The sequence below is a fragment of the Plantactinospora solaniradicis genome (assembly GCF_042658085.1).
GTDB lineage: Bacteria > Actinomycetota > Actinomycetes > Mycobacteriales > Micromonosporaceae > Plantactinospora > Plantactinospora solaniradicis.
The window spans coordinates 743,735-760,838 of sequence record NZ_JBHSPR010000001.1; the positions used below are offsets into that span (position 1 = coordinate 743,735).

22 protein-coding genes are annotated in these 17,104 nt (G+C 72.0%); 5 read left to right on the plus strand and 17 right to left on the minus strand.

Going from position 1 to position 17,104, the window contains the following annotated elements; all coding sequences use genetic code 11:
- Positions 1–8: 8 nt before the first annotated feature.
- Both ACFP2T_RS03420 and ACFP2T_RS03425 read right to left on the minus strand, forming a co-directional pair.
- Positions 9–623 carry an HAAS signaling domain-containing protein gene (locus tag ACFP2T_RS03420; protein WP_377417103.1) on the minus strand — a complete coding sequence of 205 codons (615 nt, stop codon included), beginning with the start codon at positions 621–623 and terminating at the stop codon, positions 9–11.
- Positions 620–970 carry a PadR family transcriptional regulator gene (locus ACFP2T_RS03425; RefSeq protein WP_377417106.1) on the minus strand — a complete coding sequence of 117 codons (351 nt, stop codon included), beginning with the start codon at positions 968–970 and terminating at the stop codon, positions 620–622. The genes ACFP2T_RS03420 and ACFP2T_RS03425 overlap by 4 nt, the downstream gene beginning before the upstream one ends.
- 246 nt (positions 971–1,216) lie before the next feature.
- On the opposite strand from ACFP2T_RS03425, the gene ACFP2T_RS03430 reads away from it, so the two are divergent.
- A complete protein-coding gene (locus tag ACFP2T_RS03430; RefSeq protein WP_377417108.1) occupies positions 1,217–1,981 on the plus strand; it encodes a maleylpyruvate isomerase family mycothiol-dependent enzyme in 765 nt (254 codons plus the stop codon).
- Positions 1,982–2,068: 87 nt separating this feature from the next.
- Positions 2,069–3,085, plus strand: a complete 1,017-nt coding sequence (locus ACFP2T_RS03435) for a LacI family DNA-binding transcriptional regulator (RefSeq protein WP_377417111.1) — start codon at positions 2,069–2,071, stop codon at positions 3,083–3,085.
- 22 nt (positions 3,086–3,107) lie between these two features.
- Here the strand turns inward: ACFP2T_RS03435 and ACFP2T_RS03440 are convergent, their stop codons facing one another.
- Positions 3,108–3,704 carry an O-acetyl-ADP-ribose deacetylase gene (locus tag ACFP2T_RS03440; RefSeq protein ID WP_377417881.1) on the minus strand — a complete coding sequence of 199 codons (597 nt, stop codon included), beginning with the start codon at positions 3,702–3,704 and terminating at the stop codon, positions 3,108–3,110.
- Positions 3,704–4,615 (minus strand): EI24 domain-containing protein, encoded by a 912-nt coding sequence (locus ACFP2T_RS03445; protein WP_377417113.1) that lies wholly within the window; start codon positions 4,613–4,615, stop codon positions 3,704–3,706. Before ACFP2T_RS03445 ends, ACFP2T_RS03440 begins: the two co-directional genes overlap by 1 nt.
- Positions 4,616–4,688: 73 nt before the next feature.
- Between ACFP2T_RS03445 and ACFP2T_RS03450 the strand changes: the two genes are divergently transcribed.
- A complete protein-coding gene (locus ACFP2T_RS03450; RefSeq protein WP_377417116.1) occupies positions 4,689–5,657 on the plus strand; it encodes a helix-turn-helix transcriptional regulator in 969 nt (322 codons plus the stop codon).
- A 67-nt stretch (positions 5,658–5,724) separates the two neighbouring features.
- Here the strand turns inward: ACFP2T_RS03450 and ACFP2T_RS03455 are convergent, their stop codons facing one another.
- Positions 5,725–6,642 carry an SDR family oxidoreductase gene (locus ACFP2T_RS03455; RefSeq protein WP_377417118.1) on the minus strand — a complete coding sequence of 306 codons (918 nt, stop codon included), beginning with the start codon at positions 6,640–6,642 and terminating at the stop codon, positions 5,725–5,727.
- Positions 6,643–6,722: 80 nt separating this feature from the next.
- Complete coding sequence (locus tag ACFP2T_RS03460) at positions 6,723–7,094, minus strand: winged helix-turn-helix transcriptional regulator (protein WP_377417120.1); 372 nt, start codon at positions 7,092–7,094, stop codon at positions 6,723–6,725.
- A gap of 218 nt (positions 7,095–7,312) precedes the next feature.
- Here ACFP2T_RS03460 and ACFP2T_RS03465 point away from each other — a divergent pair, with 218 nt between their 5' ends.
- Positions 7,313–8,311 carry an NAD(P)H-dependent flavin oxidoreductase gene (locus ACFP2T_RS03465; protein ID WP_377417123.1) on the plus strand — a complete coding sequence of 333 codons (999 nt, stop codon included), beginning with the start codon at positions 7,313–7,315 and terminating at the stop codon, positions 8,309–8,311.
- Here ACFP2T_RS03465 and ACFP2T_RS03470 read toward each other — a convergent pair.
- From ACFP2T_RS03470 to ACFP2T_RS03510, 9 genes are all read right to left on the minus strand, one after another.
- A complete protein-coding gene (locus ACFP2T_RS03470) occupies positions 8,304–9,041 on the minus strand; it encodes an alanyl-tRNA editing protein (protein WP_377417125.1) in 738 nt (245 codons plus the stop codon). The genes ACFP2T_RS03465 and ACFP2T_RS03470 overlap by 8 nt on opposite strands.
- Before the next feature lie 147 nt (positions 9,042–9,188).
- The gene (locus ACFP2T_RS03475; protein ID WP_377417127.1) at positions 9,189–10,073 is read right to left on the minus strand and encodes an alpha/beta fold hydrolase; all 885 of its coding nucleotides are present in this window, start codon (positions 10,071–10,073) and stop codon (positions 9,189–9,191) included.
- Entirely contained in the window at positions 10,070–10,384 is a 315-nt protein-coding gene (locus tag ACFP2T_RS03480; protein ID WP_196206121.1) for a DUF2516 family protein, read from the minus strand. Before ACFP2T_RS03480 ends, ACFP2T_RS03475 begins: the two co-directional genes overlap by 4 nt.
- 69 nt (positions 10,385–10,453) lie before the next feature.
- On the minus strand, positions 10,454–11,122 hold the full coding sequence (locus tag ACFP2T_RS03485) for a hypothetical protein (protein ID WP_377417130.1): 669 nt from the start codon (positions 11,120–11,122) through the stop codon (positions 10,454–10,456).
- Positions 11,123–11,124: 2 nt separating this feature from the next.
- Complete coding sequence (locus ACFP2T_RS03490; RefSeq protein WP_377417133.1) at positions 11,125–11,817, minus strand: helix-turn-helix domain-containing protein; 693 nt, start codon at positions 11,815–11,817, stop codon at positions 11,125–11,127.
- A gap of 89 nt (positions 11,818–11,906) precedes the next feature.
- On the minus strand, positions 11,907–12,881 hold the full coding sequence (locus ACFP2T_RS03495) for an asparaginase (protein ID WP_377417135.1): 975 nt from the start codon (positions 12,879–12,881) through the stop codon (positions 11,907–11,909).
- A gap of 45 nt (positions 12,882–12,926) precedes the next feature.
- The gene (locus tag ACFP2T_RS03500; RefSeq protein WP_377417138.1) at positions 12,927–13,766 is read right to left on the minus strand and encodes a beta-keto acid cleavage family enzyme; all 840 of its coding nucleotides are present in this window, start codon (positions 13,764–13,766) and stop codon (positions 12,927–12,929) included.
- An 83-nt stretch (positions 13,767–13,849) separates the two neighbouring features.
- Positions 13,850–14,962, minus strand: coding sequence for a CAF17-like 4Fe-4S cluster assembly/insertion protein YgfZ (gene ygfZ / locus ACFP2T_RS03505; protein ID WP_377417141.1), 1,113 nt, complete (start codon positions 14,960–14,962; stop codon positions 13,850–13,852).
- Positions 14,959–15,390 carry a Fur family transcriptional regulator gene (locus ACFP2T_RS03510; RefSeq protein ID WP_377417144.1) on the minus strand — a complete coding sequence of 144 codons (432 nt, stop codon included), beginning with the start codon at positions 15,388–15,390 and terminating at the stop codon, positions 14,959–14,961. Before ACFP2T_RS03510 ends, ygfZ begins: the two co-directional genes overlap by 4 nt.
- Positions 15,391–15,469: 79 nt before the next feature.
- Here ACFP2T_RS03510 and ACFP2T_RS03515 point away from each other — a divergent pair, with 79 nt between their 5' ends.
- Positions 15,470–16,306, plus strand: a complete 837-nt coding sequence (locus ACFP2T_RS03515; RefSeq protein WP_377417883.1) for an aminotransferase class IV — start codon at positions 15,470–15,472, stop codon at positions 16,304–16,306.
- Positions 16,307–16,371: 65 nt separating this feature from the next.
- On the opposite strand, the gene ACFP2T_RS03520 is transcribed toward ACFP2T_RS03515, so the two are convergent.
- Entirely contained in the window at positions 16,372–16,977 is a 606-nt protein-coding gene (locus tag ACFP2T_RS03520; RefSeq protein WP_377417147.1) for a heme-binding beta-barrel domain-containing protein, read from the minus strand.
- A gap of 17 nt (positions 16,978–16,994) precedes the next feature.
- Positions 16,995–17,099 (minus strand): small membrane protein MtfM, encoded by a 105-nt coding sequence (gene mtfM, locus ACFP2T_RS03525; RefSeq protein ID WP_267145312.1) that lies wholly within the window; start codon positions 17,097–17,099, stop codon positions 16,995–16,997.
- Between the last annotated feature and the right edge of the window lie 5 nt (positions 17,100–17,104).

Consider the following 17,104-nt stretch of genomic DNA (forward strand, 5'->3'; position numbering starts at 1 on the left):
GGCGGCGGCTACCGGGGCGCGAGTTCGGCGGGTGTGACGGCGGTGAGTCGCCGGATGCGAATCTGCAGGTAGAGTCCGGCTGCGGCGAAGGGCACGACGAGCATCAGCAGTAGGGCGACCAGCGAGCCCAGGCTCACGTCCTGGAAGCCCAGCACTTTCAGCATCACGAAGAGCCCGACGCAGCTGAGCAGCAGGGCTGTTCCGATGACCTTGTCGCGGAGCCGCCAGACCCGGGACAGCCACAGCAGCCCCGCGATGACCACCGGTACGGCCTGCCAGGGCCGGACCGGCCCGAACGGGATGAAGACGCTCGGGACGAGCACCAGCAGCGGGCCGAAGCAGTTCAGCAGCAGCACCAGCGTCTCCAGGGGACCCCTGCGGGGCGGCGGGATGCCGAACCGCTCCCGCGCGTCCGCCCCGAGCGCCGCCGGATCACCCAGCCGGTCCAGCATCGCCCGCACCTCCGCCTCGCTCCGCACGTCCGGCTCCGACCGGCGTACGGCGATGTGCTCGCCGATCTGGTCGAGCACCTCACGTCGGCGGTCCTGCGGCAGATCGCGCAGTTCGTCGCGGAGTCTCCGCAGGTACCGCCGGACGAGTTCGTCTGGGGTGGTCGGCTTCATGCGCTCTCCTTCGGAATGACGAGGGAATCCACCGCGTCACGGAACCGGATCCACTCACCGACGAACTCGTCGAGTCTTTCCCGGCCCGCCTCGGTCAGCCGGTAGTAGCGGCGGGGCGGTCCGCTCGGCGATTCGTGCCAGGCGGTCTCCACCAGTCCGTCCCGGCGTAGCCGGGACAACAGGGGGTAGATGGTGCCCTCGCTGGTCACCATGCCGTCGATCGCGCCGAGTTCGCGGACGAGGTCGAGGGCGTAACGCTCGCCGGGTCGGAGCAGGGCGAGCACGCAGTACTCCAGCGTTCCCCGGCGCAGTTGGCCGGGGAGTGTGGCTGGTCGTCTCGGCTCCACGACTAGTGGTGTCCGTGGACGGGGCTGGGCGGTTCCTTGCTAAGCATGGTACCTGTTCTAGCATGGATGATGACGTCCGTCGACCCCTGAGCACGCACCGGCCCGAGGTGTCGATCAGCCGACCAGCCACCCCCGGATCGGTGGAGTCGGTGGCCTCCTCAGGCACCATTAACGTCTGGCCCGGCATTCGCCCTAGGCTGGAAGGCAGCCCGGCCGGTGGCGGCCCGGTCGCACGGGAGGATCGTCATGAGCAGATTGCACGGCACCAAGGACTTCTGGATCGGGGCACTGCGTGCCGAGGGTCCGACCTTCGGCGCCGCGATCGCCGAAGCCCCGCTCGACATGCGGGTGCCGTCCTGTCCCGAGTGGAACATGACCGATCTGGTGCATCACCTCGGCTCGATCTACCAGTGGGTCCGGGGCGTGGCCAGTCTGGGGGCCGTCCAGACGCCGGCCCCCCGGGTCGTACCCGACGACCTGCCGACCGGTCCGGCCGTGATCGAATGGTGGCGGTGGGAGTTCGACCAGCTGATGGCCGTGCTGGACCGGCTCGACCCGGAGGCCCCGGCATGGAACTGGGCGCCCCAGCCGAAGAAGGCCGGGTTCTGGCACCGCCGGATGGCGCACGAGACGGCGGTGCACCGCTGGGACGCCCAGATGGCGATCGCCGCCGGTGAGCCGGTCGAGGCCAAGCTCGCGGCCGACGGCATAAGCGAGGTGCTGGACACCTGGCTGCCAGCCGGCCGGCGGGCCTCCGACCAGCCGTGGCACGGCGTGGTCCAACTCGTCGCGGTGGACGCCGGCCAGGAGTGGTTCCTGCGGCTGCGCGGCGAAGGCGTCGCACTGCTGGACACCGACACCATCCTGGACAGCGACGACCACCACGCCCGCGCCCACATCTCGGGTACCGCCAGCGACCTGCTGTTGGCGCTCTGGGGCCGACTCGGCTTCGACGCCCTCGACGTGGCCGGCGAAGCCCAGTTGCTGGAAGGGCTGCGCGCCGGCAAATGAGCCGACCCACCCGAACCCGTACGACGGGGTTGTTGACCTTCACGACCACGTGAAACGATTTCTCGGCGAAGGAGCTGAGGAGCGGAAATGGCGGTGGCCCGCGCGCGGCCCACGCTGGAGGCGGTAGCCCAACGGGCCGGAGTGTCCCGGGCCACCGTGTCCCGGGTGGTGAACGGCTCGACGACAGTCGCCGAGCCGATCCAGCAGGCGGTCCGTCGAGCGGTCCAGGAGCTGGGGTACGTACCCAACCTTGCCGCACGCAGTCTGGTCACCCAGCAGACCGACTCGATCGCGCTGATCCTGCCCGAGGCGTCCACCCGGGTCTTCTCCGACGACCAGGTCTTCCCCGGCATCATCCTCGGCGTCAGCCGGGAGCTGGAGGCCGCCGGCAAGCAACTCGTGCTGACCCTGGCCGAGTCGGCGGCCAGCCACGAACGGGTCGAGCGCTACGCGATGGGCGGGCACGTCGACGGCGTACTCTTCGCCTCGTTGCACGGGGTGGACCCGCTGCCCGGCGCACTCGCCCGGACCGGGCTGCCGGTGGTCTGTGGCGGTCGCCCACTCGGCGAGTCACCCGTCCCGGTGGCGTACGTCGACGTCGACCACATCGGCGGAGTACGCGGAGCGGTCCGGCACCTGCTCGACTCCGGCCGGCAACGGATCGCCACCATCGCCGGGCCGCCGGACATGGTGGCCGGGATCGAGCGGCTGACCGGCTACCGGGCCGAACTGCGGGAGGCGGGACGCCGGCAGATCGTCGCGCTGGGCGACTTCACCCGGGAGTCGGGCGCGGTCGCCATGCGGGAACTCCTCGACAAGGACCCGAACCTGGACGCCGTCTTCGTCGCCTCCGACCTGATGGCCCACGGCGCGCTGCGTACGCTGCGCGAGGCCGGCCGCCGGGTGCCGGACGACGTGGCCGTGATCGGCTTCGACGACATCGAGCTGGCCGGTTACACCGATCCGCCGCTGAGCACCGTCCGGCAGCCGATCCAGGACCTCGGCCGGACGATGACCCGCCAACTGCTCCGGCTGGCCGCCGGGGAGCGGATCGAACCGGTGGTCGTACTCCCCACCGAGCTCGTGCTACGCCGGTCGGCCTGAGCCACCGGGGCCGGGGTCGGCGTCACCAGGGCCGGGGGCCGGCGTCACCGGGGCCAGGGCCGGCGTCGCCGGGGCCGGGGTCGCCGACGGGCGGAGGCCCGGTCAGCAGCCGCTGGCGTACCTGGGTCGCGGTCGCGTGGGTGACGGCGTCGAAGAGCACCAGCCGCGCGCTGGAGACCGTGGCCGGGCGCGCGGCCGCGAGCACGGTCAACGCCTGCCGCACCGCGTCCTCGACCGGCCAACCGTAGATGCCGGCCGAGATCAGTGGAAAGGCCACCGAGCTGGCTCCCAGTTCGTCGGCGATCCGCAGACTGTTTGCGTAGCAGTCGCGCAGCAGCGGCGCCCGGTCCTCGGACGCCGACCAGACCGGTCCGACGGTGTGCACCACCCAACTCGCCGGCAGGTTCCCGGCCGTGGTCGCCACCGCCTGCCCGGTCGGCAGCCCCCGCCCGTACCGGGACGCGCGCAGCGCCCGGCACTCGGCGAGAATGGCCGGCCCGCCCCGTCGGTGGATCGCGCCGTCCACCCCGCCCCCGCCGAGCAGTGACGAGTTGGCGGCGTTGACGATGGCGTCCACCCGCTGCGCGGTGATGTCGCCCTGGACCAACTCGATCTCCATCATCCCTCGACGGTGGGCTGGGCACCGGTGGTCCCGGCGCCGGTGGACTCGGCGGTGTTGGACTCGGCAGTGTTGGACTCGGCAGTGTTGGACTCGGCAGTGTTGGAGGAATCTGCGGCGATGGACTGGCCGAGCGTGCGGCGGGCCAGCAGTGCGGCCCCGGCGACCGCCGCCGGCATGAGCAGCACCGCGCCGAGCGGGATCAGGAAGCAGAGGAAGACGGCGACGCCGAAGCCCAGCGCGAGCGGGCGGTTCGCCCGGAGCACCCGGCGACGGTCCGGCAGCCGCAGGCCGCGCCGGTAGAACGGGACCCCGACCAGCTCCACCGCGAGAAACCAGCCGGCGACCAGCGCGGCGACGACCGGTACGACGAACTGACCGACGATCGGGATGAACCCGGCGACGAACAGCGGAATGCCGATCAGCACCGATCGGACGAGCAGCCGTGCCGAGTCGACGAGGCTGCGTCGCAGCGAGCGCCACCAGGGCGCCTCGATCTCGTCCGGTACCCCGCCGTACCGCGCCTCCACGCGTTCGGAGATCCGCTCGTAGAACGGGTCACCGATGAACAACGTGATCGCGGTGAAGGTGAGCACCCCGAGCAGGCCGCCCAGGCCGAGGAAGGCGAGCGCGGCGATCAGCCGTACGACGTCGCGGGCCCAGCCGGCCCAGTCGTCGGCGAACGGGGTGATCAGCTCGGCGAGGTCGGAGACGAAGTAGATCAGGGTGCCGAAGGCGGCGAGGTAGAGCGCGCCGGAGAGCAGGCCGGGAATGATGCCGAGCAGCACCAGGCGGGGATTGCGGGCGTAGATCCCGAGTCCCCTGAACAGCAGCCCGACGCCGGAGCCGAACCCGGACAGGAACGTACCGACCCGGCCGCCGGCCGGCGCGTTGACCGTGGGGGTGTACACGACCGGGAAGCCTATCGGGGAGTACGGCACCCGGCATGGCAGCGGCGCGACACCCGGCGGGCAGGATGGGGGAATGCGCGCCGCCCGGCTGATCTCCCTGGTCCTGCTGTTACAGAACCGGGAGTCGATGACCGGCGCCGAACTGGCCCGCGAGTTGGAGGTCTCGGAGCGGACGATCTACCGGGACGTGCTGGCGCTCGGTGCCGCCGGCATCCCGGTGTACGCCGACCGGGGACGGGCCGGCGGCTACCGGCTGCTCGGCGGGTACCGGACCCGGCTGACCGGGCTGAGCCGGGACGAGGCCGACGCGCTCTTCCTGTCCGGGCTGCCCGGACCGGCCGGCGAGATGGGACTGGCCGAGGTGGCGGCGACCGCCCGGTTGAAGGTGCTCGCCGCACTGCCGAGCGGGCTACGGGACGCGTCGACCCGGGTCGAACGGCGGTTCCATCTCGACGTACCGGGCTGGTTCCGGGAGGCGGATCCACCGGTCTGGCTGACCGAACTGGCCCAGGCGGTGTGGCAGGACCGGACCGTGCAACTGCGCTACCTCCGACGGGACCGGGAGGTGAGCCGGACCGTCGAGCCGTACGGGCTGGTGCTCAAGGGTGGCGGGTGGTACCTGGTGGCCCGGGTCGGCGCGAACCACCGCACCTACCGGGTCGACCGGATCGTCGGGGTCGAGGAGGCGGACACCACGTTCAGCCGCGACGAATCGTTCGACCTGGCCGGTTACTGGGCCGACCAGGCCGAGCGGTTCGTTCGGGAGATCCTGGCCGACGAGATCACGGTACGGCTCAGCCCGGCCGGCCGGCGCGCCCTGCGGTACGTCGCCGAGGCGCCCGCCGTCCGGGAGGCGGAGGCCAACGCCGGGGAACCCGACGAGCGGGGCTGGGTGGTCATCCGGCTGCCCGTCGAGTCGCCCGACGTCGCGTACGGCCAACTGCTCAGCCTCGGCCCGGAGGCGGAGGTGCTCGAACCACCGCAGTTGCGGGCCCGCCTCGCGGCGGCAGCTCACCGCCTCGCCGAGCTGTACGCCCCCTGAGGCTGAGGTGTTAGGAAGGGGCCCTTCTACAACAGAAAACGATAACGAGGGGCCCTTCCTTACATGCTTACCGGTAGCCGGTGGCGTCGGCGGGCTTGCCGGTAGCCTCCACCTCCACCATGTACCGCCAGGCGTCCGGCTGGCTGCCGTCGAGATCGGTGAAGCCGTACACCTGGGCGAGTTGACCGCTGGAGAGTGACTGGCCGGACCAGCGAGCCTTGTCCGGGTCGGCGGCCAGCGCCGCGACCGCCCGGCCGACGTACGCGGGACTCTCCGAGACGACGAAGTGCGGCTGCTTCTCCGTCGCGTCCTGCCAGTTCTCCTCGGTGACGCCGAACTCTTCGAGCATGAACTCGGAGCGCAGCCAGCCCGGGGTGAGGACCACCGCCGTACCGCCGTGCTCGCGCAGTTCGTGCGCCCAGACGAACCCGAGCCGGTTCACCGCCGTCTTGGCCAGGTCGTAGAAGGCCGAGAGCCGGTAGTTGGTTTCGTTGTACTCCCGGGTGCCGTCGCCGATCTCGACGACCAGGCCGCCCGGGTTGCGGATCAGCAGCGGCATCGCGAAGTGGCTGGTGATGATGTGGGTGTCGACGGCGAGTCGGAGCGTACGGAAGCCGTCGTCCAGCGACTGTTCCCACACCGGTTTGTTCCACCCGATGAACGGGTCCGCTCCCCACACGTCGTTGACCAGTACGTCGAGCCGGCCCTGTTCCCGGTCGATCCGTTCGACGAGTGCGCGGACCTGCTCCGGCGCCAGGTGGTCGACCTGCACCGCGATCCCGGTCCCGCCGGCCGCGGTGACCAGTTCGGCGGTCTCCTCGATCGTCTCCGGCCGGTTCATCTCCGAGCGTTGTTTTCGGGTGCTGCGTCCGGTGGCGTACACGGTCGCGCCGGCAGCGCCGAGTTGGACGGCGATCTGCCGGCCGGCGCCCCGGGTCGCCCCGGCGACGAGTGCGATCTTTCCAGTCAGTGGTCCTGTCGTCATACTGTCGACCCTGTCAACGAATTCTGACAACCGCCGTCCGGATTTAGCGGCCGATCCGGCCGGTGTACGTGAGCCCCGGCTCAGTCGGCGGGGTCGGCGGCGTCTGAGGCGGTCAACTCGGTTGCCCAGCGGTCGGACCAGCGGACGAGCGGGCGCAGCGCCTCGTACGCCCCCCGGCCCAACTCGGTGAGGGCGTACGTACTGTCGGGACGCTGCGCCACGAGCCGGGCGTCGAGCAGTTCCCCGAGCCGTTGTCGCAGGACGCTGGAGGACATCTGGTCGCAGTGCTGTTGCAGGGCCCGGAAGCCGAGCGGCCCGCCGTGGAGTTCCCAGACGATCCGCAGGCTCCACCGCCGGCCGAACAGGTCCAGCGCGGCCATCAGGGGACGACCGGTGGTCGAGCCCCGGACCCCCCGGCCCGGCTTCGGCGTGGCTCCGGTCGTTCCGCCCATTTGCGCCACACCTTTCCGCCGAGGGTTTCCGGCTCCCGTCAACGGCTTGCCGCTGCCGCCGGCGCAGACATCGCTGCCGGCGCAGATATCGCTGCCGACGTCGCCGCCGGTGGCGGCGTCGCTGGCGAGACGGCCTCTGGCGCTTCGATTATCGACACACTATCGTCACCGCAAGTGCTTCTGATTCCGAATCACCCATCCGCATCGTGGGGCAGGTCATGGATGAACTGGTCACACCATTGTGTCGACGGCTGGGAATCACGGCGCCGGTCGTCCAGGCGCCGATCGGCTCGGCCGCCAGCCCGGAACTCGCGGCTGCGGTCTCGGGCGCGGGTGGGCTCGGCATGCTGGCCCTGACCTGGGCCACCGCAGACCAGGCCCGGGATCGGATCCGGCGGCTCAGGGGACTGACCGACCGACCGTTCGGGGTCAACCTCGTGCTGGACTTTCCCGTCGCGGAGAACCTCGCGGTCTGCCTCGACGAGGGCGTACCCGTCGTCTCCACGTTCTGGGGCGACCCGGCCGAGGTGCACGGGGCGATCCGGGCCACGGGTGCGGTGCACTTCCACACCGTCGGTGCGGTGTCGGAGGCCCGTCGAGCGGCCGAGGCCGGCGTCGACGTACTGGTCGTGCAGGGTTGGGAGGCCGGCGGCCACGTACGCGGTCAGGTCGGCACGATGGCCCTGGTGCCTCGGGTGGTGGACGAGGTTGATCCGCTACCGGTGGTCGCCGCGGGCGGCATCGCCGACGGCCGTGGTCTGGCCGCGGCCCTCACCCTCGGCGCCCAGGCCGGCTGGCTCGGCACCCGGTTCGTCGCCGCCGTGGAGGCCGGGAGCCATGCCGAGTACCGGCGCAGCGTGCTGGCGGCCGAGGCCGAGGACGCCGTCTACACCAGGTGCTTCGACGGCGGCTGGCCGGACGCCCCGCACCGGGCGCTGCGCAACACCACCCTGGACCGCTGGGCGGCGGCCGGGTCGCCGGCGAGCCCGCACCGGCCGGGCGAGGGCGACGTGCTCGCCACCGACGCGGACGGGCGCGACCATCTCCGGTACGGGGACATGATTCCGGTACCCGGGATGACGGGCCGACTCGACGAACTCGCCCACTACGCCGGCCAGTCCGTCGGCGGGATCCACGAGGTGGCCCCGGCAGCCGACATCGTGGCGGCGCTGGTCCGCGACGCGACCTCCGCGCTCCGGCGGTTCGCGGTCAGCTGACGAGCCGGACGCGTACCCGGCGGTTCGCCCGGCCCTTGCTCTCCACTTTGACCACCTGGACCTTGCCGATCTGGGCGGTCGAGGCGACGTGGGTGCCGCCGTCGGCCTGCACGTCGAGCCCCACGATGTCGACGATCCGGATCTCCTGCTCGTCGGCCGGGATCAGGTTGGACTGGGTACGGATGATGTCCGGCAGCGCCAGCGCCTCGTCCCGGGCCAGCACCTTGACCGCGACCGCCCGGTCGGCGGCCACCTCGGTGTTGACCAGTTCCTCGAGGCGGGCCTTGAAGTCGGACGGGACCTCCGGCAGGTTGAAATCCATCCGGGCCTCGCCCGGTTCCATGTTGCCGCCAGTGACCAGGGCACCGAAGTCCCGGAACACCACGCCGCACAGCACGTGCAGGCCGGAGTGGGTACGCATCAGCAGGCTGCGGCGATCGTCCTCGACCGCGCCGGTGACCGCCGTACCGACCGGCGGCAGCGGATCCCCGTCGGCCGGAATCAGGTAGAGGTCGTCGCCCTTGCGGGTGCCGACGATCCTGGTCTGCACGCCCTGCCAGAGCAGCACGCCGTGGTCCGGTGGCTGGCCGCCGCCACCGGGATAGAAGGCCGAGCGGTCCAGCACGATCCCCTGCTCCGGATCGGCGGCGAGCACCGTGCACTCCCACTGCCGCAGCGTCGGGTCGGCGAGGTCGAGCCGGCTGGTCCGGCCGTGCTGAGAGACACCCATGGAGCGCCAGGTTACTCCGGCGCGCGGCGTTACGGCGGGAGGCCGAAGTTCCCGGCGCAGGCCCCTGGTGGGGCGGGGTCAGTGTCCGGGCGGGGATCACTGTCAGGGCGGGATCAGTGTCCGGGCGGGATCAGTGTCCGGGCGGGATCAGTTGAGGAAGTTGGAGATCCGCTCGCGCACGTCGGCGCGGTTCGACCAGAGCAGGCCCGGCTTGTCGTACACGTGCAGGGTCGCCGCCGGCAGCGCGGCGGCGAGTTGCTCGGCGACCGGGACCGGATGCAGGTCGTCACCGGCGCACCCGATGACCAGCGCGGGGGCGGTGACGGCGGCGAGGTCCGCCCGCTGCCGGATCGCGACCTGGGTGGCCAGGCTGGCCAGCCCGGCGCCGAGGCCGTCCCGGGTCAACTGGTCGACCCGCTGCCGCAGGTACGCCCAACCCGCCGGGGTGTTCCGGACCGCCGGCGGCACCTCGACGGCGACCGCCTCGGCCACCGTGGCGGCGTCGCCGCTGCGGATCGCGGCGAGGAGTTCGGTGAGCCGCCGTCGCGCCACGTCCGGCCGGGGCTCGTCGAGTACGGCGGGCAGCACGAACACCACCCGCTCGAAGCGCTCGGGACTCTCCCACAGCACCCGGCAGAGCGCCCCCGCGCCGAGACTCACCCCGAGCGCCCGGGTGGCGCCGCCCAGGTCGGCGATGGCCCGCAAATCCCGGGCCAGGTCGGCGTAGCTCCATTCGCCGTCCGGCGCGTCGGAGCGGCCATGACCACGGAACTGGAAGAAGATCTTCCGACCGGCAACCGCGCTGCCCAGCGGCCGGGTGGTGGAGATCCCGGTACCGAGTCCGTGCGCGAACACCGTGGTCGCGTCGCCGTCGCCGGTCACCAACCGCTCCAACCGGACGCCGTGCGGGGTGGTGACCAGTTCGGTCTCCGGGTCGGGCAGAGCCGGCCGACCGCTCCGTGGCGCGGTAGGTCCGGGACCGTACGTCCGTGGCCCGCCGTCAGGCGGCGGCGGCCAGCGGAAATCTCTCACCAGAAGCCTTTGCCGTCGGTGAGGTCGCGCAGGCCGACCCGGACGTCGAGCAGATAGATCAGCGCGGCGGCGATTCCGATCAGGGCGAACAGGCTGATCGGCCCACGCAGCAGCAGGGTCAGCACCAGGCATACGGCCAGGATGGCGATCCAGGCTCCCTTGGGGATCGTGCCGATCGCCGGGAACGCGTCCGAGCGCTGGGTTATGCAGTGCACGAGCGCGACGCCCTGGATCACGAGGGCGAAGACGATCAGCACCAGGTTGATGATGGAAACAACGTCGTCGAAGAAGAGCGGCGCGGCAGTGCCCATGGCGTGAAGCTTATGTCGGCCACCCCGGGTGCGTGCCACTTGCCGCACCCACCCGAGGTGGCCAGGCGCTTACTTGTCGGTTGCCGGGCGGGTGCGCTTGACGGCCGGGCGGGTCGACTTGGCCGCGGACCGACGCTTCGCGGCCGGGGCCTTCGCCGGCTCGTCACCGGTGCCGACCGCATCGGCGGTGCTCGCGGCGGCGGGCGCCTTGACCTGCTCGACGACCTCGGCCGGGGTGCTGCTGGCCGGGGTGGCGGTCACCGCCGGGGTCTCGGTCGCCTCCATGTCGGCGTTCACGGTGTCGGCGGCCTGTACGACGCCGGAACCGACCACCCGCTCGCCCCGGGCGACGAGTTCGCCGTAGACGGCGAGGGCCCGCTCCTGGGCTGCCTGGGCGCCGGCCACCACCACTGCCGCGTTCCGGATGGTCGCCTCGCGCAGTCGGTCGAGGTCAAGCTCGCCGTTGGCCGCGCGGTTGCGCAGGGTCGCCGCGCCGGAGTTGGCGTTGCGCAGCGTCAGCACGGCCTTCTCGCGCAGTTCGGCGGTGGTCGCCACGGCCTTCTCACGCAACTCGGCGGTGGTCGCCGCGGCCTTGTCCCGCAGTTCGGTCCGGCTGGCCTCGTCGCCGAGCCCGGTCACCACGGCGGGCAGCCGGCGGAGCTGCTGGTAGGCGATGTCTCCGGCGCCGGCCACGGCGTAGAGCGGAGCGGGGATACGGGTCGTTCGGGGCTGGCTCATGACTACTTCTCCTCGTCAGTGGCCGGGGTGGCCGGCGGGGCCGGCGGCGCGGCCTTCTTGACCGCCTTCTTGGCGATCTTCTTCACGGGTGCGGGTGCGGGTGCGGGTGCGGCCTTCGGCGTGGACGCGGCGCCCGCGCCGGGCGGCGGGCTGGTCGGCGGCGCGGCGGCGGCGCCCGCCTCGGTCACCGCCACGGATTCGAGTACGGCGTCAACCGGCGCCCCGGCACCGCCACCGGTCGAAGCGCTGGTACCCGCCGGTGTGGTGGTACCGGCCGGCGTGGTCGGTCCGGTGGGGGTGTCGATTGGTTCGGTGAGCCCGGAATCGTCGAAGTCGTCCGGCTCGGCGTGCCGGAGGTTCTCCCGGCGGAACGTCTCGTAGATCTGGGCCAGCGACTGCTTCTGCGGCATGGTGAGATCGGGATCGGCCGCGATGGCCGCGAGCACTCCCTGTCCCTCCCGGTCGTCGAGCAGCCCGGCCCGCAGGTACATCACCGGGGTGGAGACGCGCAGGGCGCTGGCCAACTGCTGGAGCACCTCCGCGCTCGGCTTGCGCAGCCCGCGCTCGATCTGGCTCAGGTACGGGTTGCTGACCCCGGCCTGCTCGGCCAGCTGCCGCAACGAGATCTTCGCGTTACGGCGCAGGTCACGGATGAACCCACCGATGTCGCGGGGAAGGTCCTTCGGATTGGCCATGACTTCGACGGTAGCGACCCGCGCTTGCTCCTGCAAGCAAAACGCTTGCGATAGTTAGCGACGTCTCAGGCGAGCGCCACGCCCGAGGATCACCAGCGGGCGCGTACGGAGCCGACCGGCTCGCCCCCGCCGGACAGCGCCGACTCGGCCAGGAGGTCGAGCACCGGAGCATCCAGCGCCGACCCGTGCACCGACAGCCGGCGCAGCGCCGAGACCAACACCGGCATCCGAGCCCGCGCCGCTCCGTCGTCGATCTTGATTGCCACCGCCCCGACCCCGGGCAGCGCCACCGCGACCACACCCTCCGCACCGCTCTTGGCGAGCAGTCCGGGAATTCCGGTCATCAGCCGGGTGTCGTCCCCACCGGTGCCGGCCACCATCAGCGGATGGGCCCGCATCGCGTCGGCGACGGCGCGCTCCGCCGAGCCCTCCTCCGCCGACACCAGCCGCAGGTACGCCCCGGCCAGCCCGGCCAGCGAAACGGCCAGTACCGGAGCGCCGCAGCCGTCCACCCCGACGGCCGCCGCCGACTCGCCGGTGAACTCCTCGACGGTCGCGGTGATCCGCTGCTGCAACGGATGGTCGGGCTGCCAGTATCCCGCCACCGGCCAGCCGGCGGCCTGGCAGGTCAGCAGCATCCCGACATGCTTGCCGGAACAGTTCATCCGGAGCCGGGACGCGGCACCACCGGCCCGGAGCACCGCATCGCGGGCGTCGTCCGACAGCGGCAGGTCCGGCGGGCAGCGCAACGCCGACTCGTCCAGCCCCGTGGTACGCAGCAGCGCCTCGATCCGGGCCAGGTGGTGGTCTTCGCCGTAGTGGCTGGCGCAGACCACGGCCAGATCGGCCGGGTCAGCCAGGCGCAGCCCGGAGCGGATCATGCCGATCGCCTGCATCGGCTTGTTCGACGAACGGGGAAACACCGGCGCCCGGACGTCGCCGGCCGAGGCCAGCACCGCCCCGTCGGCGTCCAGCACCACCACGGAACCCCGGTGTACGGACTCCACGAAGCCCGACCGGACCGCCTCCACCAGCGGAACGCCGCCGTTGTAAGTCTCGCCCATGGTCGGGCACCTTACCGACCGGCCCGGCTCGACGGCCCGAAGGCCCTAGCGCTGTGGTGCGAGTCCCAGCAGTTCACGTGCCTGCCTGGTGCCCAGCGGCGGGCGCTGGGCCAACTGCGCGAGCCCGACCGCCCGGGCCACGAGCTGCATGTTGGACTCGACCGGCCGCCCCTTGGCGTAGGTGACGGTGTCCTCCATGCCGACCCGCAGGTGCCCACCGGCCGAGACCGAGGCGAGCATCACCGGGATGGTGCTCCGACCGATGCCGGTCGCCGAGAAGGTCGTCCCCTCGGGCAGGTCCCGCAGCGCCTGCCGGCAGGCGACCAGCGCCTCGGTGCTGCCCGGCATGCCGCCCGGCACCCCCATCACGAGGTCGACGTGCACGTGCCCGCCGGCCGGCAGGCCGTACCGGTCGAGCAGCCGGTGCAGCGCGGTCAGGTGCCCGAGGTCGAAGATCTCGTACTCGGGCACGATGCCCCGGTCCTGCATCCGGGTGTGCAGGTCGACGATGAACTCCCAGCGGTTGAGGAAGACGTCGTCGCCGAAGTTGACCGTGCCCATCGTGCAGGAGGCCATCTCCGGGCCGGCGTCCAGCACGGCCAGCCGGTTCGCCTCCGGGTCGGTCACCGCGCCGCCGGTGGAGAGCTGGACGATCAGGTCGGTGCCGTCCCGCAGCGCCGCGACGGTGTCCCGGAGCCGGCCCGGGTCGAGGGTGGGCCGGGCCTGGTCGTCCCGGATGTGCACGTGGATCACGGCAGCGCCGAGCGCCTCGCACTCCTTCGCGGTGAGCAGCAGCTCGTCGAGGGTCACCGGCAGGGCCGGGACCTCCAGCTTCGCCGACTCCGCGCCGGTCGGCGCGACCGTGATCAGCGTCCCAGTCGTCATGCCGGCGATCCTAGCCCCGGCCGATCCGGGCAGCCCGGCCGGCGAACGCCGCTACTCCGGGTCGGCGCCCGCCACTACTGCGGCTACTCCGGGTCGACTGCGGCGGCGGAGTCGCCGACCCTCAGTGCCGCGTCGTCGGGGACCGACCGCTTGAGCACCGCGAGCGCGACCGGACCCAACTCGTAATGCCGGACCGCCGTGCCGACGAACCCGACCGTACGGCCCTCGACGGTCACCGGAGCGCCGACGGTGGGCAGTTCGTCGGTGGTCACCCCGTCGAAGTGCAGGAGTACCAGCCGGCGCGGCGGGCGCCCCATGTTGTGCACCCGGGCAACCGTCTCCTGACCCCGGTAACAGCCCTTGTCCAGGTGTACGGCGGGACCGACCAGCCCGACCTCGGCCGGAATGGTCCGGTGGTCGGTCTCGAAGCCGACCCGGGGCAGCCGGTCCGCCACCCGCAGCGCCTCGTACGCCCACAGTCCGGCGACCGGCGTTCCGGCGGCGGTCAGCGTGTCGGCGACCTCCGCCATGGCGGCGCGCGGCACCAGCAGGTCGATTCCGAGCCGGACCCGACGGGCCCAGCCCCCGGCCGGCAGCGACTTCACGTCGTACACGATGCTCGGGCGGGGTGGCACGGAGCCGGCGGCGAACTTCGGACCCGGCACCCCCAGCGCGTCCGGTTCGGCCAGCCCGGAGACCCCGAGCACGGCGACCGCCTCGGCCGCGCGCGGGCCGACCAGCGACAGCAGCGCCCAGTCGGCGGTCGCGTCCCGGGGGTCGACCGGGGTGAAGAAGCGCATCTTCTCCAGATACGTCAGCAGCCCGGCCGTGTCTCCCGGCTCGGTGTCCAGCCAGGTGGTCTCGCCGTCCTCGGCGACCATGGCGTGCTGCTCGACGTGTCCGTGCGGAGAGAGGACCAGCAGTTCACTGCCCTGCCCGGCGCCGAGCTGGGCCAGGTGCTGGCTGGTCAGGGTGTGCAGCCAACTTGCCCGCTCCACCCCGGGTACGGCGATCACTCCCCGGTGCGACCGGTCGACCAGGCCGACCTCGGTGGCGAGCAGCCGCTGCTCGCGCATCGGGTCGCCGTAGTGGGCGGCCACCGGGCGTACGCCCGCCGCCGCGTGTTCCGGGTCCGGCTGGTCCCGGGTCTGCTCGTCGATGGCCTCCACCGTCACCGCGCCCGCGATGTCGATCATTCCCGCCGCTCCTCGCACTCGGTCCTGCCGCAGACGCCGAAGAGCGCCACGTGCCCGATGTCGACCTGGAAGCCCCGTTCGGCCGCCAACTTGTCGGCCAGTGGCCCGAAAACCTCCGGGTCGACCTCGTCCACCGACCCGCAGAGCCGACAGACCAGGTGTACGTGGGTGTCCTCACCCGCGGCGTGGTACGTCGGTGACCCGTGGGACAGATGCGTATGGGTAACCAGTCCGAGGCGTTCGAGTAGTTCCAGAGTGCGGTAGATAGTGGTGATGTTCACTCCGGCGGCGACCTCACGCACCGCCGAGTGCACCTGCTCCGGCGTGGCGTGGCCGAGGTCGAGCACGGCTTCGAGGACCAACTGCCGCTGCGCGGTCAGCCGCAGTCCGCGCGAACGCAGCATCTCCGCCAGCGACGATTCCGACACCGACAAAGCATAGTGCGGAACGCCGAACAGCGTCCGGAGCCCCACGACGACTAGCCTCGATGAGGTGTCGAGCCGGCAGATGGTCGTCGCGGTGCTGGGTCGGGGCGTGGTGCCGGTCGACGAACCGGTGATCCGCGCCGACGACCGGGGCGTACTGCACGGCGACGGGCTCTTCGAGACCATGCACGTCCGGGCCGGACGTGCATGGCTCGCCGGGGAGCACCTGGCCCGGCTCACCCGGGCGGCGGTGGCCCTCGACCTGCCGCTGCCCGACACCGCCGCACTCCGCGAACTGCTCGACGCCGCCTGCGCCGGCTGGCCGGTCGGGACCGAGGGGGCGCTGCGGCTGGTCTGCACCCGGGGGCCGGAGGGCGGCGGGCCGGGCACGATCTACGCCACCCTCGCCGAGGTGCCGCCCGCCTCCCGCCGCGCCCGGCGGGACGGCATCACCGTGGCCACCCTGCCGCTCGGCGTCGCCGCCGACGCCCGCAGCCACCGGCCGTGGCTGCTCGCCGGGGTCAAGAGCATCTCGTACGGGCCGAACCAGGCCACCCGGCGCTGGGCGGCGGCCAACGGGGTCGACGACGTCCTCTGGACCTCCACCGAGGGGTACGCCCTGGAGGGGCCGAGCGCCAACCTGGTCTGGCTGGCCGGGGACGAGCTGTGCACCGTACCGGCCGAGGAGACCGGGATCCTGCCCGGCGTGACGGCCGACTGGTTGCTCGGGCACGCCGGGGACCTGGGCTTCACGGCGGTCCGCCGACACGTCACCCCGGCGGAGTTGCGGACGACCGACGGGGTCTGGTTCACCTCGTCGGTACGCGGCCTCGCCGAGGTCCGCACGCTGGACGGCACCCCGCTGCCCGCCTCCCCGCACACGCCCGCCATCCGAGCCCTACTCGGCTTCGAGGTGTGAGGAAAGGCGTTAGGAGGGGGCCCTTCTTATACAGAAAACGATAAGAAGGGGCCCTTCCTTACACCTCAGCCGCCGACGCGGAGCAGGCGGGCGGAGAGGTGTGGGGAGAGCGGGTGCCCGACCGCGGCCATGTCCTGGGCGTAGAGCAGGGCGCCCTCGACGATGCCGTAGAGGCGGTGCCCGGCGGTGACCTCCTTGGCGGTCGACGTACGCAGCACCGCGTCGGTGACGATCTCGACCCGGGTGCCGGTGACCTTGCCGAGGTGGAGTTCCATGATCCCGGTCGGAACCGCCAGCATGACCTCCAGCTCGTCGGTCGCGCTGCCGTCGTCGTTCAGGACCGGTCGCCACCAGCCGACCTCCCGACCGGCCGGGCGAATCGGTTGACTCTGCTCGTCGAGCAGCCAGGAACGGGACTCGTAGTGCAGGAACGGCCGGCCGTCGTGGCTGATCCGAATCTCCTGCGCGTAGTCGAAGTCCTCGATCGTGGGGAATCCGCCCCGGCCACGGCCCCGCCACAACCCGACGTACGGCAGCAGGCCGAGCAGGGCCGGATGCAGGTCCGGACCCTTGCGCAGGTCGTACGTCTCCTCGTAGGGATACGGGTCGACCGGTGGCGCGTTCAGCCAGGGCGGCGGCTGAATCGGGTTGTCGCTGTCGCTGTCGCTCACCGGCTCACTCCTCGCACTCACCAACGTCCTCTCGAAATTCGTACGGCCAGATACACCAGGCAACCTGCGAGCGCGCCGAATCCCGCCACCAGCAGGCTGACGAACCCAATCTCGGTAACCATGACGG

Bases quoted from the DNA above. Each gene is read 5' to 3' on its own strand.
- ACFP2T_RS03420 (WP_377417103.1), bottom strand. From the start codon at position 623: ATGAAGCCGACCACCCCAGACGAACTCGTCCGGCGGTACCTGCGGAGA.
- ACFP2T_RS03430 (WP_377417108.1), top strand. From the start codon at position 1,217: ATGAGCAGATTGCACGGCACCAAGGACTTCTGGATCGGGGCACTGCGT.
- ACFP2T_RS03435 (WP_377417111.1), top strand. From the start codon at position 2,069: ATGGCGGTGGCCCGCGCGCGGCCCACGCTGGAGGCGGTAGCCCAACGG.
- ACFP2T_RS03440 (WP_377417881.1), bottom strand. From the start codon at position 3,704: ATGGAGATCGAGTTGGTCCAGGGCGACATCACCGCGCAGCGGGTGGAC.
- ACFP2T_RS03450 (WP_377417116.1), top strand. From the start codon at position 4,689: ATGCGCGCCGCCCGGCTGATCTCCCTGGTCCTGCTGTTACAGAACCGG.
- ACFP2T_RS03455 (WP_377417118.1), bottom strand. From the start codon at position 6,642: ATGACGACAGGACCACTGACTGGAAAGATCGCACTCGTCGCCGGGGCG.
- ACFP2T_RS03460 (WP_377417120.1), bottom strand. From the start codon at position 7,094: ATGGGCGGAACGACCGGAGCCACGCCGAAGCCGGGCCGGGGGGTCCGG.
- ACFP2T_RS03465 (WP_377417123.1), top strand. From the start codon at position 7,313: ATGGATGAACTGGTCACACCATTGTGTCGACGGCTGGGAATCACGGCG.
- ACFP2T_RS03470 (WP_377417125.1), bottom strand. From the start codon at position 9,041: ATGGGTGTCTCTCAGCACGGCCGGACCAGCCGGCTCGACCTCGCCGAC.
- ACFP2T_RS03480 (WP_196206121.1), bottom strand. From the start codon at position 10,384: ATGGGCACTGCCGCGCCGCTCTTCTTCGACGACGTTGTTTCCATCATC.
- ACFP2T_RS03485 (WP_377417130.1), bottom strand. From the start codon at position 11,122: ATGAGCCAGCCCCGAACGACCCGTATCCCCGCTCCGCTCTACGCCGTG.
- ACFP2T_RS03490 (WP_377417133.1), bottom strand. From the start codon at position 11,817: ATGGCCAATCCGAAGGACCTTCCCCGCGACATCGGTGGGTTCATCCGT.
- ACFP2T_RS03495 (WP_377417135.1), bottom strand. From the start codon at position 12,881: ATGGGCGAGACTTACAACGGCGGCGTTCCGCTGGTGGAGGCGGTCCGG.
- ACFP2T_RS03500 (WP_377417138.1), bottom strand. From the start codon at position 13,766: ATGACGACTGGGACGCTGATCACGGTCGCGCCGACCGGCGCGGAGTCG.
- ygfZ (WP_377417141.1), bottom strand. From the start codon at position 14,962: ATGATCGACATCGCGGGCGCGGTGACGGTGGAGGCCATCGACGAGCAG.
- ACFP2T_RS03515 (WP_377417883.1), top strand. From the start codon at position 15,470: ATGGTCGTCGCGGTGCTGGGTCGGGGCGTGGTGCCGGTCGACGAACCG.
- mtfM (WP_267145312.1), bottom strand. From the start codon at position 17,099: ATGGTTACCGAGATTGGGTTCGTCAGCCTGCTGGTGGCGGGATTCGGC.